Below are 20882 nucleotides of genomic sequence, written 5' to 3'. Positions count from 1 at the left end.
CTTAAGTTCTGGAAGTTTTTTTCAATTGCTTTTCGGGAAACAGGATTGTAATAGAAAAACAGAAGGGGTGATGCTATGCAACCATTAATTAGGAAAATAGAAGCAGTTGTCATCTCCATTGGAGTTCAGTCAGGTGTGGGGACTATCGAGGCCGTAAGTGAAAAGGACGACAGCAAAAAGGCAATCTTTCAAATTACGTCAAAAACGCCATTAATGACAAAGGACGGCTATCAAATTGGTATTTCAGCCATCCCGGTGAAGGCAAAAATTATTGTGTTCGTTGATTCTAAAAGTCCATCGCCAATGGTCTCGCCCCCACATATTACGCCACTGCTCGTTATTTATGATCAGTATGATAAAAAAGGAGAAGTATGTGTTGGTGCGTTTGATAAAATGCTCTATTGCGAACAGTTGAATCTCAAGCTCCATATTAATGAAGGAACAGAAATAGTGGATTTAACTGGGAAGCGAGTGGATCGAAGCGAATTGACTGAAAAAATGGTATTCGTTTTCTATGACCGTGCAACACGCAGCATGCCAGTACAAGCAAATCCAACGAAACTCATTGTGACACCTTATAGTGAATACTAAATAGTGAAAGGGCATATCGGTTTTTACCCGCAGTCGTATGAGTTTACTACCATTCTGATACGGAGTTGCGTTAATAGATCGGTATGCTTTTCTTATGGGAAAAAATAAATTTCCTTTTCATGTACTTCTAAATTTTGTTATATTTTTGTATAGAGAAAAGACAAGGGAAGGAGGAGGATATTGTTGTTGCTTTCATATGATGAGCAGCTTTTCCAACAAACGAACGGACAAATAGGGGAGAAGCTTGAGCAAGCTTTGGAAGAACCATCTCTGTTTGATGAGAACCTCCCTATTTGGGGCGCTCCCATGTATAGTGACACTTTTTTGCTGAAGCAGGAGCGTGCGGAGAAAATTTGTTTTCAGCTAGTGAAATATTATTGGGGTAAATTTGATTTGTTTTTTTACGATGCTTTTAGCAAAGCAAATATGAATGTCGATATGGCCAATGAAAAGATGGGGCAATTTTTTGCGCAGCCACAAAACAGAAAACAACTCTTCACATTTTTACATACACAAGGGGAAGTCGAATTTGAACAGTTAATAGAATTTATCTTTGCAAAGGCTATTCGTACACCCCGCCCACAAACAGGGCTTAATAAAATTTATGTTTATAAAGTCAACAATCAATTTTTTGTACAGCCCATCTATTGTGAGCATGAAAAATTCTGGCAAGTGATTGGCGCCAAAAAAATATATTCAGTATTTTTACAGCTTCCTTTGAAGAAAATCTCGCGCCCTGTGGAATTAATGGCAACTTTTAAAGCACTGCTGGCTGAGCAGTTGACCGTTAATCGGGTGGCGACAATCGTTCATAAGCTCATACAGAAAATCGATTTTGAAAATCCGAAATCCGATGAATTAAAGCAGCTCCATCTTTTGAATGTGCGCACGCATTTTACGAGTGGTCGCCGCCATATGTTAAAGCTCCGCAAATGCATCTATGCCCTTCAGCGAAGTTGGTCGACCGGGGAGTTTGCACTCAATAACAAAGAGTACACGCTGCTTGGATATATGCTATTTCAAGAAGCCGTATTTAAAAAGGATTACAGGAATATTTTAATGCAGGGAATGTACTTAATTGAGGAAGAACGATTGAATAACCACGCCATTGAGCTTGTCGTAGAATATACGGACGTTTTAAGTAGCATGAATCCTCAGCCAGATGCACTCGTAAAACATTACCGGAAAAACTATATTGAGCATGTGTTTTATGAACTAATAGATAGCGTAGTAAAAGAGGAGAAATTTGAACAAGGAATCGAGCTTTTGAGAAATTATGAGCTTGCAACTTGTACAACCATTTTCGAGTTGCTGCAGTCTACCGACTATGAGGATATTTTACATAAAATTGAGGCGACGGTTCAGCGTGATATTGCCATTTTAGTAGATGGTTCCATCCATAAAGTTCGTGAATCGCTGGCGACATGGCAAAGTGAATATATGGATCCACGAAGTCCATATAATGCAATTGCTCTGATGACATCCCAGCATATTTGCAATCTGTTGAAAATCCTGTTTTATGCAGAGGAAGATAACTTAGTGGAAAAGTTATTGGCTGTATATAAGAAATATTTACTCGTACCTGCTCATTTTTATAATTTACGTCAGTTTATTGAGCATCGGGTTATGGTAACCCGTTAACAATAAAAAGCAGGATAGAAGAAAGGTGAATCAATGGATTCTTTGGAATCGTGATTCACCTTTTTATTTAAATTAACACACCATTTGCTTTGAGCTTTTCAATTTCTTTTTGATTATAGCCGTATGTTTTTAAAATTTCCTCCGTATGTGCACCCATTTTTGCTCCAACATATTGGTACGTAGGCTCGACTCCGCTAATTTTTAAGGCAGTGCCGATTTGGCGTTGTGTCGAGCCGTCTGATTTTTTCACATCTACGAGCATATTGCGAGCCTGGATTTGTGGATGGTTGCATGCTTCATCAAATGTAAGCACGGGTTCCACGCAACCGTGAAAATCTTCATTAAAAATTTCCAACCATTGATCAAATGTTTTCGTGCAAAAGGCGTCCGTTACTGCCTCTTTAAATCGTTGCTGTGTATAGGAGGAGTCATTGAATGTGCTGTCGATTAGCTCTGGTATTTCAAGCGCTTCACATAATAGCTTACGGAATTGCGGCTCTAGACTGCCGACTGAAAAATACCGCCCGTCTTTTGTCCGGTAATAATCATAAAATGTACCACCGTTTAAAATTTCCTCTTCTGGCTGAGGAGGGCGCCCGCTTCCAAGGTATTGCGTGCCGTACAGCGCGTTCATCGCAAACATGGCATCGGTCATGGATACATCAATAAATTTCCCTTCACCTGATTTTTCGCGATGCAGTGCAGCAGCTAAAATTCCGATGGCAGCATGCATTGTCCCCCCGGCAATATCCGCAATCTGAATCCCCATCGCAACAGGCTTTTTATCCTTTAAACGCGAATGATTCAGCACCCCGCCAACTGATAAATAGTTATTATCATGACCTGGACGTGTTGCGTATGGACCCGTTTGACCGTAACCTGTGATTGCACAGTAAATAAGGCGCGGATTGATCTCACGCAATGTATCATAATCAATGCCAAGACGCTTCATGACACCTGGGCGAAAACCTTCGATAATAATGTCGTAATCCTTCACGAGCTTTTTAACAATTTCAATGCCTTCTTCAGATTTCAGATTTAGTTGCAGTGACTTTTTCGAGCGGTTTAAATGCTGATGAATGTAGGATTCCTTCTCTTCATCATAAGGCGGCATTATACGCATTAAATCCACTCGGCGATTTGATTCAATATGAATGACTTCTGCTCCTAAGTCTGCAAACATCATCGTAGCAAGTGGTCCCGGTAATAGAGAACAAAAATCCAGTATTTTTAATCCATTTAAAATTGTCATGCCCATCCCCCTTAATGATCACACATTGTATTAATACAGTTTAATATAAATTTATTGTATTATAACAGTTAATAAGATAAATTCCTATATTTATCCTTTTTAATACGAAAAATTTTAAAATTTGTTCAGGATGTACATAAGAAAACAACTATCTCTTTACAATAGTATTCTATTATTATATTTTAAATACTCAGAAAATTATAGTGCAAAAATAAGCAAATGCAGCAAAATATGCAGAAAAAAGGGTTATTTTGGACAACTATTTCTTAAATAGAAAGATAAAAGGCCGCATTAAAAGTAACATCACTCTTAATACGACCTGTAGATTATAAGGAATAAAAATTGATGGTAAAGTAAGGCAGGCTTTGGTTATTGAATTCGACGCCAACAAATGCGTGGGTAAATTGCTCACGCAAAATGTTTTCACGGTGAGTTAAGGAATTCATTAACGCTTCATGTGCGTAAATGGCACTATATTGACCACATGCTAAGTTTTCGCCCCACCAATCATATGTCATGCCGCCATTTTTCATGCGGGCACCACCACGTAAGCCTTGCATATCCATATGACCGAAATAGTTGTAAGTGGCCATGCTTAAGCTATGGCTGCGGGCAATAGCGTTATATTCCGGTGTATATTGTAAAGGAAGCAACCCTTCCGAAACGCGCGAAGCATTAATCAGATCCATCATCAAATCTTCAAAGCCGTCTCGTAAAGCTGGTGATGGCGCAGCAAAGAAGCCTACTTTGGACATTTCTGTTTCGGTATCTATTGCCATAATGGATCGCACTTGAAAGTTTTTATGCACATCATAAAAGAATGTTACATATTGATGATCAATTAAATAAGTACCGCTTGTTTCAGCATTGTATTTATCATCATAGTACTGCCTGAAGCGTCGATTGTTTTTTATAATATGGGTTATTGGTTCGCCGTATTGTGCTTTTACTGCCTGACGTGAGTCACCAATGGAAATACCACAGACCGCTTGTCCAATGCGTGTTTCATAGCCGGCTACCGCAATGTTATTTTTAGTGCCAATTAAATGGAACTGGTTATAGTCTAAAGAGGGGATACTCCATTCAAAATCATATTCTGATGCAAAAATTTTGATTGCAGTTGTTTTTGTGACTACCGTAGACTCAGTTGTTAATGGAATAAGAACATCTTGATTCATCGCTTTCCCCTTTGCCGATTTCAATGAATATATCACATAATCTTATAGTTGTATTTGTTATTTCTAGTTCTACTACTCACGAATACTATATTAGCGCAATTACTATGGAACTTTCATGAAAGATGATTTGCTAAGCTTTAAATAAAACGGTAAAGTTATAACAGGTCGTGTGTGAAAATACCTATATTAGGTTTAATTAATTCCATATAGCGGCAGTTTATAAGTTATATGTATAAAAATAACAATTAGAATAAAGGTGCATAAGTTTAAAATATAAATGTATTAAGGAGTAAAATATAACATTATAGTTTATTTTATTGCAACGGAAATTTGAAATTCACATTTTCATCATTTTAAACTGGGTAATTTGAATTATTTTGCATTCAATATATGTGAGGAGCGAACAAATTAATAATAAAAATAATGAAAATAGACAATTTTATATGGCGTCTTGCAGAGACTATCATTTGTTGATTATATGCTAGTGATTAGAACTATTTTTGTGCGGGTAATGTATAAATGGTTGGCTATTTATTATAGAACGGTTTTGCTTTCTGACTTTCGAGTCGAAAAGCAAAACCGTTCCTTTTTGTTTATAAAGAAGTAAAGGATACTTCTTTTAAGTATTATGTGAACGATTTTCCTACTTTAAAAAGAAAAACTATATAAATTTGATACAGTTTTGTGCACTATTGTCCGATATAAAGAGCGTACGTGCTAAAAAGATGTACCATAACTCGACACTTCAAAAAGGGGGGAGTCTCAAACATGGATTCGAAAAAAGGAAAAAAGCTTTCGAAGGCTACAGTCGCAACAGTTTTAGCAGCGAGTGGTGTCATCGTGGCCATGCCGCAGCAGACAAATGCCTATTCATTTAGCGATTTAAATCCATTTGCAGATTATTATGAGCCCATTTTAGATTTAGCCAGCCGTAAAATTGCGACAGGTTATTCAGATGGCACATTTAAACCAAATCAAGCCATCACTCGGGAAGATGCCGCTAAAATGCTGGCACTAACGATTGATGTTAATATAACAAATCCAAAAAACCCAGGTTTCAAAGATGTACAGATGAGCAATCCAAACTACCGCTACATTGCAGCATTGGCAGAGGCAGGGGTTATTAACGGGTATTCCGATAAAACATTTAAGCCGAAAGAACCGATTACACGCGGACAAATGGCGAAAATTTTAACACTTGGTTTCAAATTTGGGGTTTCCTCAAAGCTTAACCACGGATTTAAGGATGTTAACACAAAAAATGCGAATGCCTACTTCATCCAAACACTTTATGACCTGAATGTAACAAAGGGGAAGACACCTGTTTCATTTGATCCGTTTAATACTGTAACTCGTGCACAAATGGCAACATTTATATGGCGTGCGGAAAAGGCCGATCGAGGCAATCCTGTATATGCGGTTGGCGATATTACTGGCAATCAAATTTACATAAACGGTGTTGCGCATACGATTGCGCCGCATTTACGGAGCATTTTAAATGCAGCAAATAAAAACGTGTTGCAAGGTGCCTTTATTGAAGGAAATTTTTCAGGAAATACAGTTCAGAACATTACGAAGCTGACAATTAATGCGAGCGGAAATTCCTCTCGATTATTAGCGCTTGATGGAGGCTATTCTTCTTTTGCAGGGGAGCTCATCGTACATGGTAGCTATGTGCGCTTTAAAAATATTAACTTTACTGGGCGTGTGGAAGTGGCGGAAGCGCCGAGACGTTCGCTTGCTTCATTAAGCAATACGCGTATTGCAAGCGTTGGCAATATCGCATCATTCATCGATTGGGGAAAACCGACTGTTCCAAAAAATGAAGATTTCCTGAACCCAGTTGATAAAGAAACATTACAAGAGAAGCCCGACCCAACAAAGCCACCTCATTTACAGAAGTATACAGACCGTATGTCGAACTTAAAGAAATATGTGGACTTTGAAAACGCGGATATCCTTCATTTATATGTAACGTCCGATCGTACATTTGTAAAAGCCAATTACGAAATTGACCGTCTGACATTACAAGGAAATGTGGCAAATGTTGAGCTATATGCAAGTCCGAAGGCGATGTACATCGACACAGACTACAATGTATCGGTTTTTGGAGTACATGATATCCAGTATGTATACAAAAACACGTTAAAAAATGTGTCCTTAAAAACAGATAGTACATATGACTATTATTACATCACTTCAAGTAATGGCTTTACGGATATTGGCACACATGCTTATATTACAAACGCAATTATTCCGCCGAACAAAACAGTGAATGATGTTTTTGATGATTATAAAACGGATGATCCGAACATTGGCTATGTAAAGGACGAAAATGGAAAGGCAGTCGACCGTGATCCGGTGGAAAATACGATTATACCGGATGTTACTGGACCGAAAATTACACAGTTGGATGTGGCTGCTGGCGGATCGACAGCGGACGTAACATTAACGGCTGATGAAGATGGAACTTACTACTATGTTGTAAAACCGGCTAAGGAAAAAGCGCCAACGATTAACGAGATTAAAACAGGCGGCACTAAATACAACGGCAACGGCCCACTTGTAATGGATGAGCCAGTTAAGTTTACAGTAAGCGGTTTAGAAACAATGACGGATTATGTTATTTATGTCATTGTCATCGATAAAATGGATAACGTATCGGAAAAAGAGGAGCAGGAGTTCTCGACAATTGATAATCGACCACCTACATTCCGCTTGGACAAAGGGGAAACGATGTACGGCGGGAAACGTGTGCAGTTTGTCATTAAAGGAATTACCGAGCCTGGCGAATATTACTACTATATCCGTGAGAAATCACCAGTGGCAATGCCCGATCCGACTGTTGATGAAATTATAAAACGTTATACAGGAAAAGGGACGATAGCAAAGCCTGATGATGTTGTCATTACCGAAACAAAATACGGTGCAACCCCAGCCATTGGCGACATTAAGCCAAATACAGAGTATGAAATTTATGCTGTCATGGTGGATAAGTCAGGGAATAAAATGCGCAATCCCGCTCCGAAAATTACATTGAAGACGGAAGCGCCTGATACGACATATCCGTATGTACTGGATCCGCCAGAGCTACAATTGGCGGATAAGGAAAAAGGCTATTTCTACATTAACGTAAGTGAAGAACTGGACAAGGCAACTGCTGAAAATCCGGATAATTATTTACTATCCGGTACAGGGATTGTGAATATATCCGGTCATAAGGAAATGAAGCCAGTCGAGGTGCAATATTCGAATAAGCGAATTCGTTTAACGATTCCTTCAGTAAGCTCTTTAGTTAACGGGGATACGATTGTTGCGACAATATTAAAAGGTGTCAAAGACTTAGCGGAAAACGAATTTGAAAACAAAGACGTTATTCCTGTAGGGATGTCACCGCGTAACTATGCACAGTACAATCACTCGGATGCACTGCTGCCAAAAATTGATATTAAAAATGTTGTAACCGGTACATCTCAATATGAAATTGAAGTAAATACAAATAAAGCGGGTACGTACTACTACATGATCTTACCATCAGATTATGATCAAATAATTGCGGACCGCGGGATTACAAGCCGTCATTTCGTTGATGAATTTTCTACGGATCCGAATGTAGTGAAAGGGAAATTCCAAACGACTACACCAGCGGGTACAACAGATGATTATATTGCGGATGGGCAAAACCCGGCTCAATTGGGTGCCTTTAAATTTAATGTAACAAAGCCAACACCACCAAAGCTGAATCCATTTAAAAATTATAAAATTTTTATGGTGCTAAAAGATCGTTCGGGTCAACTTTCGAAAATTGAAAGCAGACCATTGATCAGCGATTCAAAACCACCGTTAGTTTCCGGATTTAAAGTAGAAAAGGTGGAAGGCAGCGATACAAGAATTCGCGTATCGGCAAATGTTGATGAAAAGGCAAACTTCTTTGCATTAGCTGTCCGCAAATACATTAAAAAGTCGGATGGATCCTATGAATTAAACCGTGACTACTTTGATGCTTCCGGTAAATTAAAAGATTTGGCAACGGTACTGAATACGACACCAAATGCACCTGATTTGTTTGATACATTCAAAAGTTTGGGAGCAAGGGATATTGGTCAATCGACTGGTCAAGGATCTTTTAGCTTTACACCAAACAACCTGAATTTAACAGCACATGAGGCGTACGGAATTTATGTAGGTGCGGTTGACTCGATTGGAAACTTTACGGTTTTACAGCGCAGCTCCGAAGCCAGTCTAGAAGCAGACGAGCCAAAAGGTGCACCAATGCAGGAAACGTTTTATACGGATGGGATTAGTCCATTTATAATGTCTAGTAAGGACAATCCATATGCTTCTATAACTACTGAAGCCATAATTTATCGAACACCAGATGCTAAATTTGAAATTACTTTTAATGAAGCTATTTTACGTCAGGATGAAACGAATTTAACAAATTATAATAAGTCGCAAATTAAAATTGCCAATTCATTAAATCTCTCTTCCATACTGAAAATTACAAACTCAGCTGGGGAAGATATAACGGGGGAATTTGCATTTGATGGCTATACGTTAGGTGCTAAAACTACCGATGAATCTAAATTGGTAATTAAACCTAATAACCCAAGCGATGCTGATAAATCAATTACAGTAACTCTAAGAGATAATTTAACGAATGCGTATGATTATAAAGGTAACCGTACATTCGATATTTCTAAACTTGGTAAATATATTTACCCTTCAAATAAAATAAATATTATGTCTAACGCTCTGTTAGGAACGAGAATGGCGGACCCTAACAACTCGAAAGAAATTATTATTACACCACAATTAAGTGCTTCAGATGTTAAAGAGGTATTCTATGTTGTTGTAAATGATGGCGTAACATATGCTCCAACAGAAACAGATATCTTAAATGTTGTGAGATACGGCCGACAGCCTTCAGCAGTCACAATTAATCTATATGGCAAAATAATGATTGGTAGCCCAGCCGACACAAGTAAGCAAATTACTTTAGTTGCTAATGGAGCATCCAATGTTTTCCGTAAAGGTCAAAAAGTATATATGATTACGTTGGATAGATACGGCAACCTTAACTGGGTTATGAATGAAAATATACGAACTCAAAATTACAGTACAGTAGTTGATACGCATTAGTTATATGCATTGAAATCATGTAATTTACGAAAACCTCAAGCTAATCCCACAATGCAATTGCAGAGTGGGATTAGTTTTTTTTAGTGTAAATTACTTTTTAATAAATTTTAATAAAGTTCAATCATTTCGTTATGGATTAATTACAATTTTTGTATTATTCTAGGAGTATAGGTGTTTATAACTAAGGGGGATATTAGGTGAAATGTGATAAATGCGGCTTTCAAAATGAACCGCAAGCAAACTTCTGCTCTTCTTGTGGGAAGCAATTTAACCAAGCAAAGACCCCGACATGGATTTATGCTTTATTAGTAGTGCTGATTATTGCTACTGGTGGAGTAGGTTATGGTGTATGGGAAGTGTATCAAAGAATCTCACAACCGGATTCGAAAAATATTACGGCAGAAGCTACTTCAGATGACGCCTCTATTGAACAAGTTGTAAAAGATATAACAAATAGCATCGATGAAAAACCAGTTGACCGCGTAACACTTATTAGAGATGTACAGCAAAAAGTATTTACGGTGATTACCGATTATGGGCGGGGGTCCGGCTTCCTTTATGCAAAGGGAGGTTATGTCGTTACAAACGCACATGTTGTGGATGGGGAAGTTGATGTATTGGTACGGAATTTCAATGGTCAAGAATTTGAAGCGAAAGTTATTGGTATTTCAGAAAGCTTTGATATTGCATTACTTCATGTACCGGATTATCAAAATGAATCTCCATTACCAATCGAGTCCAAAAAATCACCAACTGGTCTTGAAGTTATTGCTTTTGGTAGCCCACAAGGGTTTGATAATACCGCATCGCCCGGCTTTATTACAGGACATGACCGGGATATGGAAGTGGGTCGCTTTATTTATAAAGAAATTTACCAGGTTGATGCACAAATCGATAAAGGGAGTAGTGGGGGAGCGTTAGTAGATGCCACAACTGGTAAGGTAATTGGCATTAATTCTTTACTTTATACCTCTGAAACTAGTACAAATTTTGGGTTTTCAATTCCGCTCTATAGCATGACTAAGTATTTTGATGAATGGATTCAAGCACCTATGTCCCGTGATAGAGTACTGGCAGTTGCAGGTATTTATGAGTCTTATGATCTGTACGAGGAAAATTACGATGAGCCTTCTGAGAACGAAATTGATTCCGTTTTAGCAGGTCAATTTGTCCAATCATTCCGAATGTATTATGAACAAGCGCTTAACGAGAGCAATTTTTCCTGGATTGCGGATATGATTATTGATAGTGCCTATATAGAACTGGAAGAATATATTGCCGACATTTCATATGAGGGACATACTTTTGATTTTTTAACAAATGATATTTTGGATGTTATATATGAAAATGGTGAATATGCCGTCAATATGAATGAGACATTTGATTTTTATAGTGCATCGGGAGACTACGAACATTTCGATCGTTACAAAACGTATACAGTTGTGATCGATCAAAACGGTGCATTTAAAATTTCACAAATTAAAATTCATTAAAGTATTTAAACTGGAATCCTATTCTCTAAATAAAGAAACAAAGAAGCCCTTTACTTGTATTTGAAGTGAAGGGCAATTTTGTTGTACTGGATCCTATTTACGCGCATTAATCTAATTTTGTTAATAGTTCTATGTTCTTTATAAAAATAAAAAAGCTATTAATATTCTAATATATTTTTCTAGGGGATTAAATTGAGCCTTCCATTTTTCAAAATCATCCCTTGTTGATCGTATCAAATTTGATTTGTCAGACCGTCACAACTCGTCCGATCAAAAAGATTTAATAAATTTTAAGTAAATTAAAATATATATTGTCGTGTTAAAACACGACGGTATGTATTTTTTTATTTTAAGAAAATTTTAAAATATGTCCCTTTTTTTATTTAAATCTGACATATATAGAGCAACAGATTATAGCAGAGGGAGGTTTGAAAAATGAGCTTATTATTAGAGCATCAATATTTCTTTGTATCCAAAAAATTAGGGACCGTGATTGGGGCTGATCAAGCATTACTGTTGCAGCAACTCCATTATCGTTTGGAAAACCAAGGTGTAATGAAAGAGGGGCAGAAATGGTATCGCCAAACTTATAAAAATTGGTCAAAGCAACTCGGCATGTGGAGTGCTCCAAAAGTGAAAAGCTTGTTAATCAAATTGGAAAAAAATAAAATCGTTATCTCGACCGACAAGTTTAACCGTTTTTATGTCGATCGCTCGAAATGGTACCGGATTGATTATGAAAGAGTAAATCAGATGCTTCATACGCAGTTTCCCGAAAAAAATGAGTATGTACGTATAAATAAAGATACTGCTTTTAATTGATTGACATGGAGCTAACTCCATCTTTTAAAGTGAACGTATGAAAAGAATGGAGTGATATAAATGGCAGTTGTGACAATGTTGATTGGGTTATATGCATTTTTAACGGGTATTGCAGGGATTAAACAATGCAGGACAGAAGGATTTCAAGTTAGAAGCTTCATGTTTGTCCTTGTATCAATAGGTATCATTGTAAGTCTATTCATCCCAAATAAAGAGTGGCAGTTTTTATTGCTTCTTGTTGCCTTTATCTTGTTGCATCTATTGGCGATTGCCCAGGGGATCGCAACAAATGGCCGTATTAATTATAGACATCATATCATTCGATTCATTTTCCATTGTATAATTATTCTAATGGTTTAAAAATTTATAAAATAGTGGGTGATATTGATGAAAATAGGCGAATTCGCAGAGTGTACTGGCATAAGTAAAGATACGATTCGATACTATGAAAAAATAGGTTTATTACAGCCAGAAGTAAAAAACAAACATCGTGAGTATCAAAATCATGACATCATTTTAGTTGAAACCATTATTAAACTTAAACAAACCGGATTTTCATTACAGGAAATTAAAATGCTTATTGAATGGTCGAACAATACAGATCAAAACAAAGAATTAACACAAGAGGAAGTTCAAAATGTTCTCCAAATAAAAGAACTATTTCAAAACAAATACGAACAGAAGGTACAAAGGGAAAATAACATTAAACAAATAAAGCAGGTATTACGAAAGGTAGATTATAAAATTGAACAACTACTAGAAAGAAATGAAGGTTAGAGATATTGAACTTTTTATTTTTACAATAAATAAATGAATAAAAAACTCAACAACAAAACAACATGTACACCCCCTCTAATCTAAGTAGCTATATGCTAATTTTTCTCTTTAATAAATTTAAGTTCAATAACAATTTGCTGAACGATGAACCCGATTATGAAAATAAATGTCCAATCGGGATGTACATTAATTCTTTTTTCGTATGACGAATTGACGAAAATATTAATAAGAACAAGAAACATCATTATAAGAAAAAGTATTCTTATATAATTTTGGGTGAACTTTATTGATAGCGGAATTAATGAGCAATGGCACGTAGTTTATTTTAAAAATTTTGCTAGTAAAAATAGCTACCAATCTATCAATCACCAATAAAGTAATCAGGAAAATATAAATACTCAAATCTTACCCCCTTTAAAATTTCTTAACATTATTATACAATATATTCCAATTCCGAAAAGCAGAGTTAGCTAAATTAATAAATGACACGTGTCATCTGGATTTATTGACGCCTGTCGATATTTTCGTAAGTATCCTCCAATGTACGATAAAGGTAAGGAATTGGAGGGGGATTAAGATGAAACGTATCGCTTTAATCGATATTTTAAGAGGAATCGCTATTTTAGGGACACTTGGAACGAATATTTGGATTTTTGCTCATTTAGGGGATCTCAAGTATATAACGACGACGGATTTTAGCAGTTGGTCGAATATGAATGATATTTTACGCATGCTTGTACTGTTTGTATTTAACGGTAAGCTGCTCGGCATGTTAACGATTATGTTCGGAGTAGGAATGGCGATAAAATACGAGCAGTCCATCCGACGTAATAAGCCGTGGATTGGGGTGTATAAGTGGGTCATCGTATTTTTAATGGTGGAAGGCCTTCTGCACTATGTATTTGTAATGGAGTATGATGTGCTTATGAGCTATGCCGTCACTGCAGCAATTATCGCTGTCATTCTAAAGCGCGGAGAACGGGCGATGACACGGGCGTTATGGGTTGCTGGAGCAATACATTTAGGGATGATTGCGCTCATTTTCACTTCCATGTTGCTAGGGCCAGCGTTTTCTATGGCAAGCTCTCCGGAACTGATTGCGATTTATGCAGAAGGAACATGGCTGGAGCAGGTACAGAATCGTCTGGCGAATTTTATGTTCTTTAGAACAGAGGCAATTTTTATTATCCCTTTAAATATCTGTTTATTTATTATCGGTATAAAGCTTATGCGAAGCGGTGCTTTCTCCTTTACAGAGCGCGGCATTGCTATTCAGCGGAAATTGCTCACTTGGGGTCTAGGTCTTGGTTTGCCTTTGAATGTATTGACGTTTGTACCAGGCGGTCTCTTTGATTTTCCTGTCCGATATATATTTGCTCCTGTGCTAGCATTAGGTTATATAGGACTGATTGCCTTTATTGTTCGGAAGTGCAGTACCTGGGGGATGTGGAAGTGGCTTGAGAAAACGGGGCGTATGTCTTTAAGCTGTTACATTTTGCAAAACCTTACTGCCACAGCTATTTTCTATGGCTGGGGTTTAGGTCTTGGTGGTAATGTAAATAGCGTGGAAATTATAGGTATTTTTTGTATGATAGTAATAGGACAAATTATATTGGCAAATATTTGGTTAGCTAAATTTCCGTATGGACCAATCGAATGGCTAAGGAAAGGAATGCTGCAGAGGCTGGAAAGATAGGGGGGCGACATACTGGAATGGTATCCTAAAAGTCAGGCAAGATATTATTTAATCATTGATGTACTGACGGTACTGCTGTTCAGTTATGCTGTTGCCGTCTCGGAGCAGATACCGTCACTTGTTTTTAAGATTTTATTTATAGCCTTTTATTTAGGTGCCTATTATATAGCACTGTGGCATCAGGATGGTCTATTGCTTCCTGCTACAGTGCTTGGTTTTGTCATTACGGCATATTTAGCTTATATAAGTGGACCTCAGTGGATCTTCTTTCAGTTTGCCTTTGCAGACTTTGTTGGGCGAGCTGTCAATCGGGGTATTTTATGGATTGCAACGTGTATAAATTTTCTCCTACTTGCTAGTCTTGTATGGCGCTATCAGGATGTGCTGTTTTCAAACGCACAGTCCATTGTACTGGCAGCTATGGTTTGTATTTTGCTGTTGCCGTGGTTACGGTACTATATTGAGAAATCCAAGTTGCTTCAACGTGAGGTTGATGAAGCAGCAGTACATATTGCAATGCAGCAGGAACGTCAGCGAATCGCCCGTGATCTGCATGACACTTTAGGACATACGTTAACGATCATAAAGGTGAAAACAGAGCTCGTTTCCAGGCTAGTACCACATGATGATCAACGGAGCCATAAAGAGCTCGATGATATTATACTGACAGTCCGCACAGCCCATAAGCAAGTGCGTGAAATTATATCGGAAATGAACTTTTTATCGTTGGATATTGAGCTGAAACATTGTGAGGAGTTGCTTAAGAATGCTGAGATCCGTGCACAGATTGAGCATCAGCTTAAAAACACTCTGCTATCCAGTGTGCAGGAAACGATGCTTGCCTATAGTATTCGGGAGGCGGTAACAAATGTTGTGAAGCACAGTCACGCATCTATGTGTAAAATACACCTTTATCAAACAGAGGACCGAGTGGAAGTAGCTATTGTTGATAACGGAGTAGGTTTATCCGATAAGCGGCATGGCAATGGACTATTTACAATGAAGGAACGGATGAGGTCATTAAAGGGAAATGCAGAAGTGACGTATGACACGGAGGGGACGAAGGTGTTTCTGACAATTCCACTGTACTCAATACAGGAGGGGGAAAAATGATTAGAATTTGCATCGCCGAGGATCAGCAACTGCTAAGGGGAGCTTTAATATCGATTATGGAGCTTGAGGAGGATTTACAAATTGTAGGTGAGGCAGCAGATGGCAAAGAAGCATGGGCTTTAATAGAAAAGGAAATGCCGGATGTATGCATTTTGGATATTGAAATGCCGCATTTATCCGGATTGGAGGTAGCTGCGAACATTCGCCGTCATAATTATCCTTGCAAAATTATGATTATGACAACTTTTGCAAGGTCCGGTTATTTGCAGGAGGCAATGGATCTTCATATAGATGCATATGTCCTGAAAGATGAGCCGATCCAATATGTAATGGGTGCTGTACGTAAAATAATGCAAGGTGAGAGGGTAATCAGTCAGGATCTTGCTGCTGCTTTATTTATGAATGAAAAAAATCCTCTAAACGAACGGGAAATTAATGTGCTAAAGCTCGTGAAGGATGGTTATACGACGAATGAAATTAGTAAGCAGTTATTCCTGACTAAAGGCACAATCCGCAACTACCTATCTTTATCCATTCAGAAGCTCGAAGTTGAAACAAGGCAGCAGGCTGTACAAAAAGCGGTGGAAAAGGGCTGGATTTAGTCGGAGATGAGAACGTAAGCGACTTTTCCCAAAAAGACAGTTCAGTTAGAGAGCTACATCATTAAAAGAAAATCGCATGTGGTATGGTGAATTTTATAATAAATAGAGACAGATTTACATATATTTTTCTAAAGTAATGACTTTAAAAGAATATTTTATGCCAAAACTAAGTAAAGTCATTAAATGGCTTTACTTTTTTAGTGATTGTAATTGGAAAATTACTCATTATTTATATAATGAATTGTAAAAATAATAAAGTTATTGAATAATATTAATATGATTGCACTCTAAGCTGCGCATAGACAAGAGTTGGAGAAAGTTGTGAAGTCAAACATATTCGTATAAGAAAATAAAAGTGTGAATAAGAAACCTCATAATGATATTACTAAAATTTTCATAATCACATATTTAGATAATCAAGTAATTACAAAATGATTATAAGGAGGAAATCACATTATGAGCTATAACTTTGTACTTTCAGCAATTCTAGTTCTTTTCAGCTTTTGTTTCATAGTGTTGCTCTACTATTCTTGGCAAAATAGAGACACCCCAATTTCGATTAGTTATGGCTTAGGTGTGTTAGCCGCTTCTTTTTATACATTTGGATATGCTTTTCAACTCGTAAGTACGACAGTGGAACAAATGCTTTTTTGGATACATGTTCAGTATATAGGTATTCCTTTTGGGCCGTTTATTTGGATAATTATGATATTACAGTTCACAGGTAATCAGAGGATTTTAACAAAGAGGAACATTGCTTTATTATCAATTGGTCCACTTTCCACATTAGTTACCCACTTTACAAATGAGGGGCATCAATTATTTTATAGAAGCATGACTTTAGATTATTCCCAAGGGTTCCCACTTATCTTTTTGGATAGAGGTCCGCTTTTTTACTTACATATTGGTTACGCTTATAGTTACTATTTAATTGGTCTATGTCTATTAGTCCATATGTTCCTTAAGTCAAATAAGGAGAGGAAAAAACAGGTCGCGCTAATGATGATTGGTTCTTCATTTGTATTTGGTTTTCCATTCATTCATTCAATAGGTGTAATAAAAATACCAATCGATATATCTCCTTTTGGACTTGTTTTTTCGGCTGTATTTTATTTATGGGGAATATACCAATTTAATATGCTTAAATTATCTCCTTTAGCGATGAAAAAAGTTTTCGAATCTATAAATGATGCTGTAATTATTTTCGATATAGATAATACTTTAAAAAGCTATAATAAATCCTCCAATATATTGTTTGAACAGTTACCCGATAAAAAGTTAATTGGTAGCTTTGCATCACAAGTTCTATCTCATTTCCCGCCTCTATTGACATTTATTGAACAAAACCCGGAAATAGACAAACTAACAACCCAATCAATGCAATTAGGAGAAAAATTTTATAATGTTCATTTTTCTTATATCAATGGAAGTAATAATAAACCAGTGGGCAAAATGCTAATATTACATGATATTACAGAATCGATAAAGTACGAAGAAAGTTTACTTCAGCAATCCAAACAATTTGAATATTTAGCTCATCACGACATACTAACAGGTATATATAATCGTACTTATTTCGAGGAAGAAGTAAAACGAAAATTGGCGCAGTCCGGAAAAAAAGACGGCGCATTAATGATATGTGATTTAAACTTTTTTAAAGAAATCAATGATAAATATGGTCATCTAACAGGAGATAATGTGTTGATTTTTACGGCGAACTGCTGGCATGAGAATTTACCAAAGCCACATATACTAGCACGTTTAGGTGGCGATGAATTTGTCATGTTTTTTGAACAAATCGGGTCGAAGGATAAGTTTTTAAAGCAAATAGAAAAGGCCCGTGATGTATTCCGAGTTAATCTGTATAAGCAGGACAACATCGAAATCGAAGTTGTACCAAGTATTGGCATTGCTTTTGTTGAAGAAGAGGGTACTAATTATGAGCATCTCTATCATACTTGCGATGTGCGTATGTATGAGGATAAAAGATATATAAAAGAACAGACTCAATCGTACAATAAATTCGGCCCTGTTCAATCGATTGCCTACGAAGAAAGTTCCAATAATAAAAATTGAAATTGACATTATATAGTTAGAAAAAATAGGCCGTGTTTCTATAAAAGAAAACCGGCCTATTTTATTTAGTTATGCTTCAAGTTTTAATACTATTTTCGTGAAATCTTTAAAATCGTCAATGTGCTTGTCTAAAATTGCTTCTAAAATATCAAGATCTAATGCTTGGTAATCGTGGACAGCGATGTTACGAAAGCCTACCATATTCATAAGCGTTTTCGCTAATTACATAGCTAAAGGCTCGAGCCGTGCCCCTAGGAAAGCGTCCGCCGTAACGGAGAACAACGGCTACGAAGTATACACAATAATAAAGCCGTTCAAATTTTACGATTAGTAAAATTTGAACGGCGTTTGATTTTGAGGCAGGTTTTGTCCTAGCCCCATATATTTTTATCGGTGGTGTTTCTACTTCATTAAGCCTGTTGATATTCCTCTTTTAATATAGAATAATACACACTGTCCACTAGTGTTCCGCGGATCATATGATTTTTTCTCATTGTACCTTCATGGGTCATACCTAAACGACTCATCAATTTTGAAGATGCTGCATTTCTAGTATCAGATTCCGAAAATACCCGTTCTAAGCCTAGCGTATTGAAAGCTAAATTAAGTATTAAGTTTCCGGCTTCATTCATATAGCCTTTTCCCCAGAAATTTCTGTTCATTGTAAAGCCGAGTTCACCACTTTTGTTCCATTCGTGCACGCGGAACTCGATTGCCCCGATCATTTTATTGCTTTCCTTTAACACGAGTGCATACTTGCCAAGAGGTTCTTTCAAAAAATAATTGTCGATCATTTTCTTCGTTTGAGTCAGCTCTTTATGGGGTTCGAATAGGAATTTAACTGTTTCCTCATCCGCCATATATTCATACATATCTTCGGCATCCTCAAGAGAAATCGGACGTAAAAAGAGACGTTCGCTTTTCAATTCGCTGTGTTCTTCTAGTAATTGATTAATATTTTTCATAGTGTTTTCTCCAATTATTATGTCTTTAATTCGAGAGTGTTTTAGGCTTACTTATCATAACATAATATACATTTATTAACTATATGTTCTCTGACCAAATAAAAATAGCATCATTCGATTATAATCCGAATGATGCTATTTAAAATTAGATATTTGTTTGTTCAACGTTCGAAGCCGTCGTTTTATATTCTCTTCTTACATTCGTCTTTCTTGTTAAAGAGAAGACTGCACATGCTAGGGCTATAAGAACAAGGGCACCACCATACCAGGCAGCATGAGAGATCGTACTTGTTTGATTTAAAACAATTCCCCCAAATCCAGAACCCATTGAAATACCGATTTGTAACGCTGAATTGTTAAAGCTTTGCTGAATATCCGAAGTAGCTGGATCTGTTTGAATCAGGTAGCTTTGCTGAGGTGGAGATAGACTCCAACTTAATGCACCCCAAATCATCATTACCGGTATAAATACTATAAGTGAAAAGGTCGTGAATGGTAGTATGAACAGTACGACAGCAAACGAAATGATGACAATAATAATACTTTTAGGAGCACCAATCTTATCTGAAAGTGTGCCTCCAAATGCGCCACCACTCACTGCAGCAATCCCGAATAATAGATAACAAAGACTGATCCAGCTTGAATTCAAATTAAGCTCCGTTTCCAAAAATGGAGTGAAATATGCATATATTGTATAATGTCCTGCCAGCATAAACATCGTGGCAAGATGGGCAGTACCAATTTTTGAACTGGCAACTGCCTTTAATTGTTGTGAAAGTGGAACGGCCATTTCACCAGGAATGCGCTCTAAATATATAGAAATCAGGATAAAAGAGCCTACCGATAGTAGAGCAATCCCTAGGAAAATAACACGCCAACCGAAATAATCGGAAATTAAAATTCCAAGTGGTACGCCTAATACAAGAGACGAACTAATACCCATATAAATAAGACCTAGCGCCTTAGCTCGATGCGTTGGTGCAACAACTTTTGCAGCGATTATTAAAGAGAGCACAGTAATCAGTGATGTACTCATGGCACTTAAAACACGGGCAATCATCATAAAGGTATAATCCGTACTGAAATAAGTCATGATATTACTGATGAAAAATATAAACAACGAAATAAGGTATAACTTTTTCCGTTCGACCTTACTCGTTAAAACTAATAGCACTGGACCGGCAATCGCATAAATAAGGGCAAATACCGTAATTAGTTGCCCGGCTGAGCTTATTGAAATATTCAAATCCGTTGCAATAATTGGAAGAATACCGCCAACGATTAATTCAACCAAACCGACAGCAACAGTTGATAATGCGAGTATAATAACTTTGAAATTCATAATCTGTTAAACATCCTTTCTGATGAAAAATTTAGAAAATAAAAAAATCCTGATTACAAAAAATGAGATTAATCATTTTCTGTAATCAGGATTTTAAGGTTCCTGGTAGAGACCCTCAAGCCGTATCCTTGAGGTTATACAGTACTATATTACTATATTGTTGTGTAATAAAACGAGCACTTGAATAGTTTA

General features: G+C 36.9%; 15 protein-coding genes, 1 pseudogene and 1 riboswitch. Of the genes and pseudogenes, 11 read left to right on the top strand and 5 right to left on the bottom strand.

All coding sequences use genetic code 11. From position 1 onward, the window contains the following. Positions 1-75: 75 nt before the first annotated feature. The gene (locus H9635_RS17715) at positions 76-591 is read left to right on the top strand and encodes a hypothetical protein (RefSeq protein ID WP_191701640.1); all 516 of its coding nucleotides are present in this window, start codon (positions 76-78) and stop codon (positions 589-591) included. A 186-nt stretch (positions 592-777) separates the two neighbouring features. Beyond that, positions 778-2232, top strand: a complete 1455-nt coding sequence (locus H9635_RS17710) for a Fe-S-cluster redox enzyme (RefSeq protein WP_225231386.1) — start codon at positions 778-780, stop codon at positions 2230-2232. 67 nt (positions 2233-2299) lie between these two features. On the opposite strand, the gene H9635_RS17705 is transcribed toward H9635_RS17710, so the two are convergent. Together H9635_RS17705 and H9635_RS17700 are read right to left on the bottom strand one after the other, a co-directional pair. Next, on the bottom strand, positions 2300-3484 hold the full coding sequence (locus tag H9635_RS17705; RefSeq protein WP_191701638.1) for a CaiB/BaiF CoA transferase family protein: 1185 nt from the start codon (positions 3482-3484) through the stop codon (positions 2300-2302). Positions 3485-3810: 326 nt separating this feature from the next. Continuing rightward, a complete protein-coding gene (locus H9635_RS17700) occupies positions 3811-4662 on the bottom strand; it encodes a CAP domain-containing protein (RefSeq protein WP_191701637.1) in 852 nt (283 codons plus the stop codon). Between the two features lie 768 nt (positions 4663-5430). Between H9635_RS17700 and H9635_RS17695 the strand changes: the two genes are divergently transcribed. The 9 genes from H9635_RS17695 (at position 5431) to H9635_RS17655 (ending at position 18383) form a co-directional block, all read left to right on the top strand. Next, the gene (locus H9635_RS17695; protein WP_191701636.1) at positions 5431-9804 is read left to right on the top strand and encodes an S-layer homology domain-containing protein; all 4374 of its coding nucleotides are present in this window, start codon (positions 5431-5433) and stop codon (positions 9802-9804) included. Between the two features lie 197 nt (positions 9805-10001). Continuing rightward, positions 10002-11297 carry a trypsin-like peptidase domain-containing protein gene (locus H9635_RS17690; protein WP_191701635.1) on the top strand — a complete coding sequence of 432 codons (1296 nt, stop codon included), beginning with the start codon at positions 10002-10004 and terminating at the stop codon, positions 11295-11297. Between the two features lie 435 nt (positions 11298-11732). Continuing rightward, positions 11733-12119, top strand: coding sequence for a hypothetical protein (locus tag H9635_RS17685; RefSeq protein WP_191701634.1), 387 nt, complete (start codon positions 11733-11735; stop codon positions 12117-12119). A gap of 60 nt (positions 12120-12179) precedes the next feature. After that, a complete protein-coding gene (locus H9635_RS17680; RefSeq protein WP_191701633.1) occupies positions 12180-12479 on the top strand; it encodes a hypothetical protein in 300 nt (99 codons plus the stop codon). A gap of 27 nt (positions 12480-12506) precedes the next feature. Then, on the top strand, positions 12507-12896 hold the full coding sequence (locus tag H9635_RS17675) for a MerR family transcriptional regulator (RefSeq protein ID WP_191701632.1): 390 nt from the start codon (positions 12507-12509) through the stop codon (positions 12894-12896). Positions 12897-13473: 577 nt separating this feature from the next. Beyond that, entirely contained in the window at positions 13474-14592 is a 1119-nt protein-coding gene (locus H9635_RS17670) for a DUF418 domain-containing protein (protein ID WP_191701631.1), read from the top strand. Between the two features lie 192 nt (positions 14593-14784). Next, the gene (locus H9635_RS17665) at positions 14785-15705 is read left to right on the top strand and encodes a sensor histidine kinase (protein ID WP_191701630.1); all 921 of its coding nucleotides are present in this window, start codon (positions 14785-14787) and stop codon (positions 15703-15705) included. After that, positions 15702-16307, top strand: coding sequence for a response regulator transcription factor (locus H9635_RS17660; protein WP_191701629.1), 606 nt, complete (start codon positions 15702-15704; stop codon positions 16305-16307). Before H9635_RS17665 ends, H9635_RS17660 begins: the two co-directional genes overlap by 4 nt. Positions 16308-16763: 456 nt before the next feature. After that, positions 16764-18383 carry a histidine kinase N-terminal 7TM domain-containing diguanylate cyclase gene (locus tag H9635_RS17655; RefSeq protein WP_191701628.1) on the top strand — a complete coding sequence of 540 codons (1620 nt, stop codon included), beginning with the start codon at positions 16764-16766 and terminating at the stop codon, positions 18381-18383. 69 nt (positions 18384-18452) lie between these two features. On the opposite strand, the pseudogene H9635_RS17650 reads toward H9635_RS17655, so the two are convergent. The 3 genes and pseudogenes from H9635_RS17650 to H9635_RS17640 form a co-directional block, all read right to left on the bottom strand. Then, positions 18453-18605, bottom strand: a pseudogene (locus H9635_RS17650) (HepT-like ribonuclease domain-containing protein); the annotation flags it as partial. Positions 18606-18793: 188 nt separating this feature from the next. After that, positions 18794-19348 carry a GNAT family N-acetyltransferase gene (locus H9635_RS17645; RefSeq protein WP_191701627.1) on the bottom strand — a complete coding sequence of 185 codons (555 nt, stop codon included), beginning with the start codon at positions 19346-19348 and terminating at the stop codon, positions 18794-18796. Between the two features lie 145 nt (positions 19349-19493). Next, positions 19494-20690 carry an MFS transporter gene (locus H9635_RS17640; protein ID WP_191701626.1) on the bottom strand — a complete coding sequence of 399 codons (1197 nt, stop codon included), beginning with the start codon at positions 20688-20690 and terminating at the stop codon, positions 19494-19496. Between the two features lie 62 nt (positions 20691-20752). Continuing rightward, positions 20753-20852: riboswitch (purine riboswitch) on the bottom strand. Positions 20853-20882 lie beyond the last annotated feature (30 nt).

The organism is Solibacillus faecavium (assembly GCF_014836905.1).
GTDB lineage: Bacteria > Bacillota > Bacilli > Bacillales_A > Planococcaceae > Solibacillus > Solibacillus faecavium.
This window is presented reverse-complemented; position numbering and strand designations above follow the sequence as displayed.

What these genes read in the sequence shown, in the direction of transcription:
- H9635_RS17685 (WP_191701634.1), top strand. Translation starts at nt 11,733, where the DNA reads ATGAGCTTATTATTAGAGCATCAATATTTCTTTGTATCCAAAAAATTA.
- H9635_RS17655 (WP_191701628.1), top strand. Translation starts at nt 16,764, where the DNA reads ATGAGCTATAACTTTGTACTTTCAGCAATTCTAGTTCTTTTCAGCTTT.
- H9635_RS17695 (WP_191701636.1), top strand. Translation starts at nt 5,431, where the DNA reads ATGGATTCGAAAAAAGGAAAAAAGCTTTCGAAGGCTACAGTCGCAACA.
- H9635_RS17715 (WP_191701640.1), top strand. Translation starts at nt 76, where the DNA reads ATGCAACCATTAATTAGGAAAATAGAAGCAGTTGTCATCTCCATTGGA.
- H9635_RS17640 (WP_191701626.1), bottom strand. Translation starts at nt 20,690, where the DNA reads ATGAATTTCAAAGTTATTATACTCGCATTATCAACTGTTGCTGTCGGT.
- H9635_RS17700 (WP_191701637.1), bottom strand. Translation starts at nt 4,662, where the DNA reads ATGAATCAAGATGTTCTTATTCCATTAACAACTGAGTCTACGGTAGTC.
- H9635_RS17670 (WP_191701631.1), top strand. Translation starts at nt 13,474, where the DNA reads ATGAAACGTATCGCTTTAATCGATATTTTAAGAGGAATCGCTATTTTA.
- H9635_RS17645 (WP_191701627.1), bottom strand. Translation starts at nt 19,348, where the DNA reads ATGAAAAATATTAATCAATTACTAGAAGAACACAGCGAATTGAAAAGC.
- H9635_RS17675 (WP_191701632.1), top strand. Translation starts at nt 12,507, where the DNA reads ATGAAAATAGGCGAATTCGCAGAGTGTACTGGCATAAGTAAAGATACG.
- H9635_RS17660 (WP_191701629.1), top strand. Translation starts at nt 15,702, where the DNA reads ATGATTAGAATTTGCATCGCCGAGGATCAGCAACTGCTAAGGGGAGCT.
- H9635_RS17705 (WP_191701638.1), bottom strand. Translation starts at nt 3,484, where the DNA reads ATGACAATTTTAAATGGATTAAAAATACTGGATTTTTGTTCTCTATTA.
- H9635_RS17680 (WP_191701633.1), top strand. Translation starts at nt 12,180, where the DNA reads ATGGCAGTTGTGACAATGTTGATTGGGTTATATGCATTTTTAACGGGT.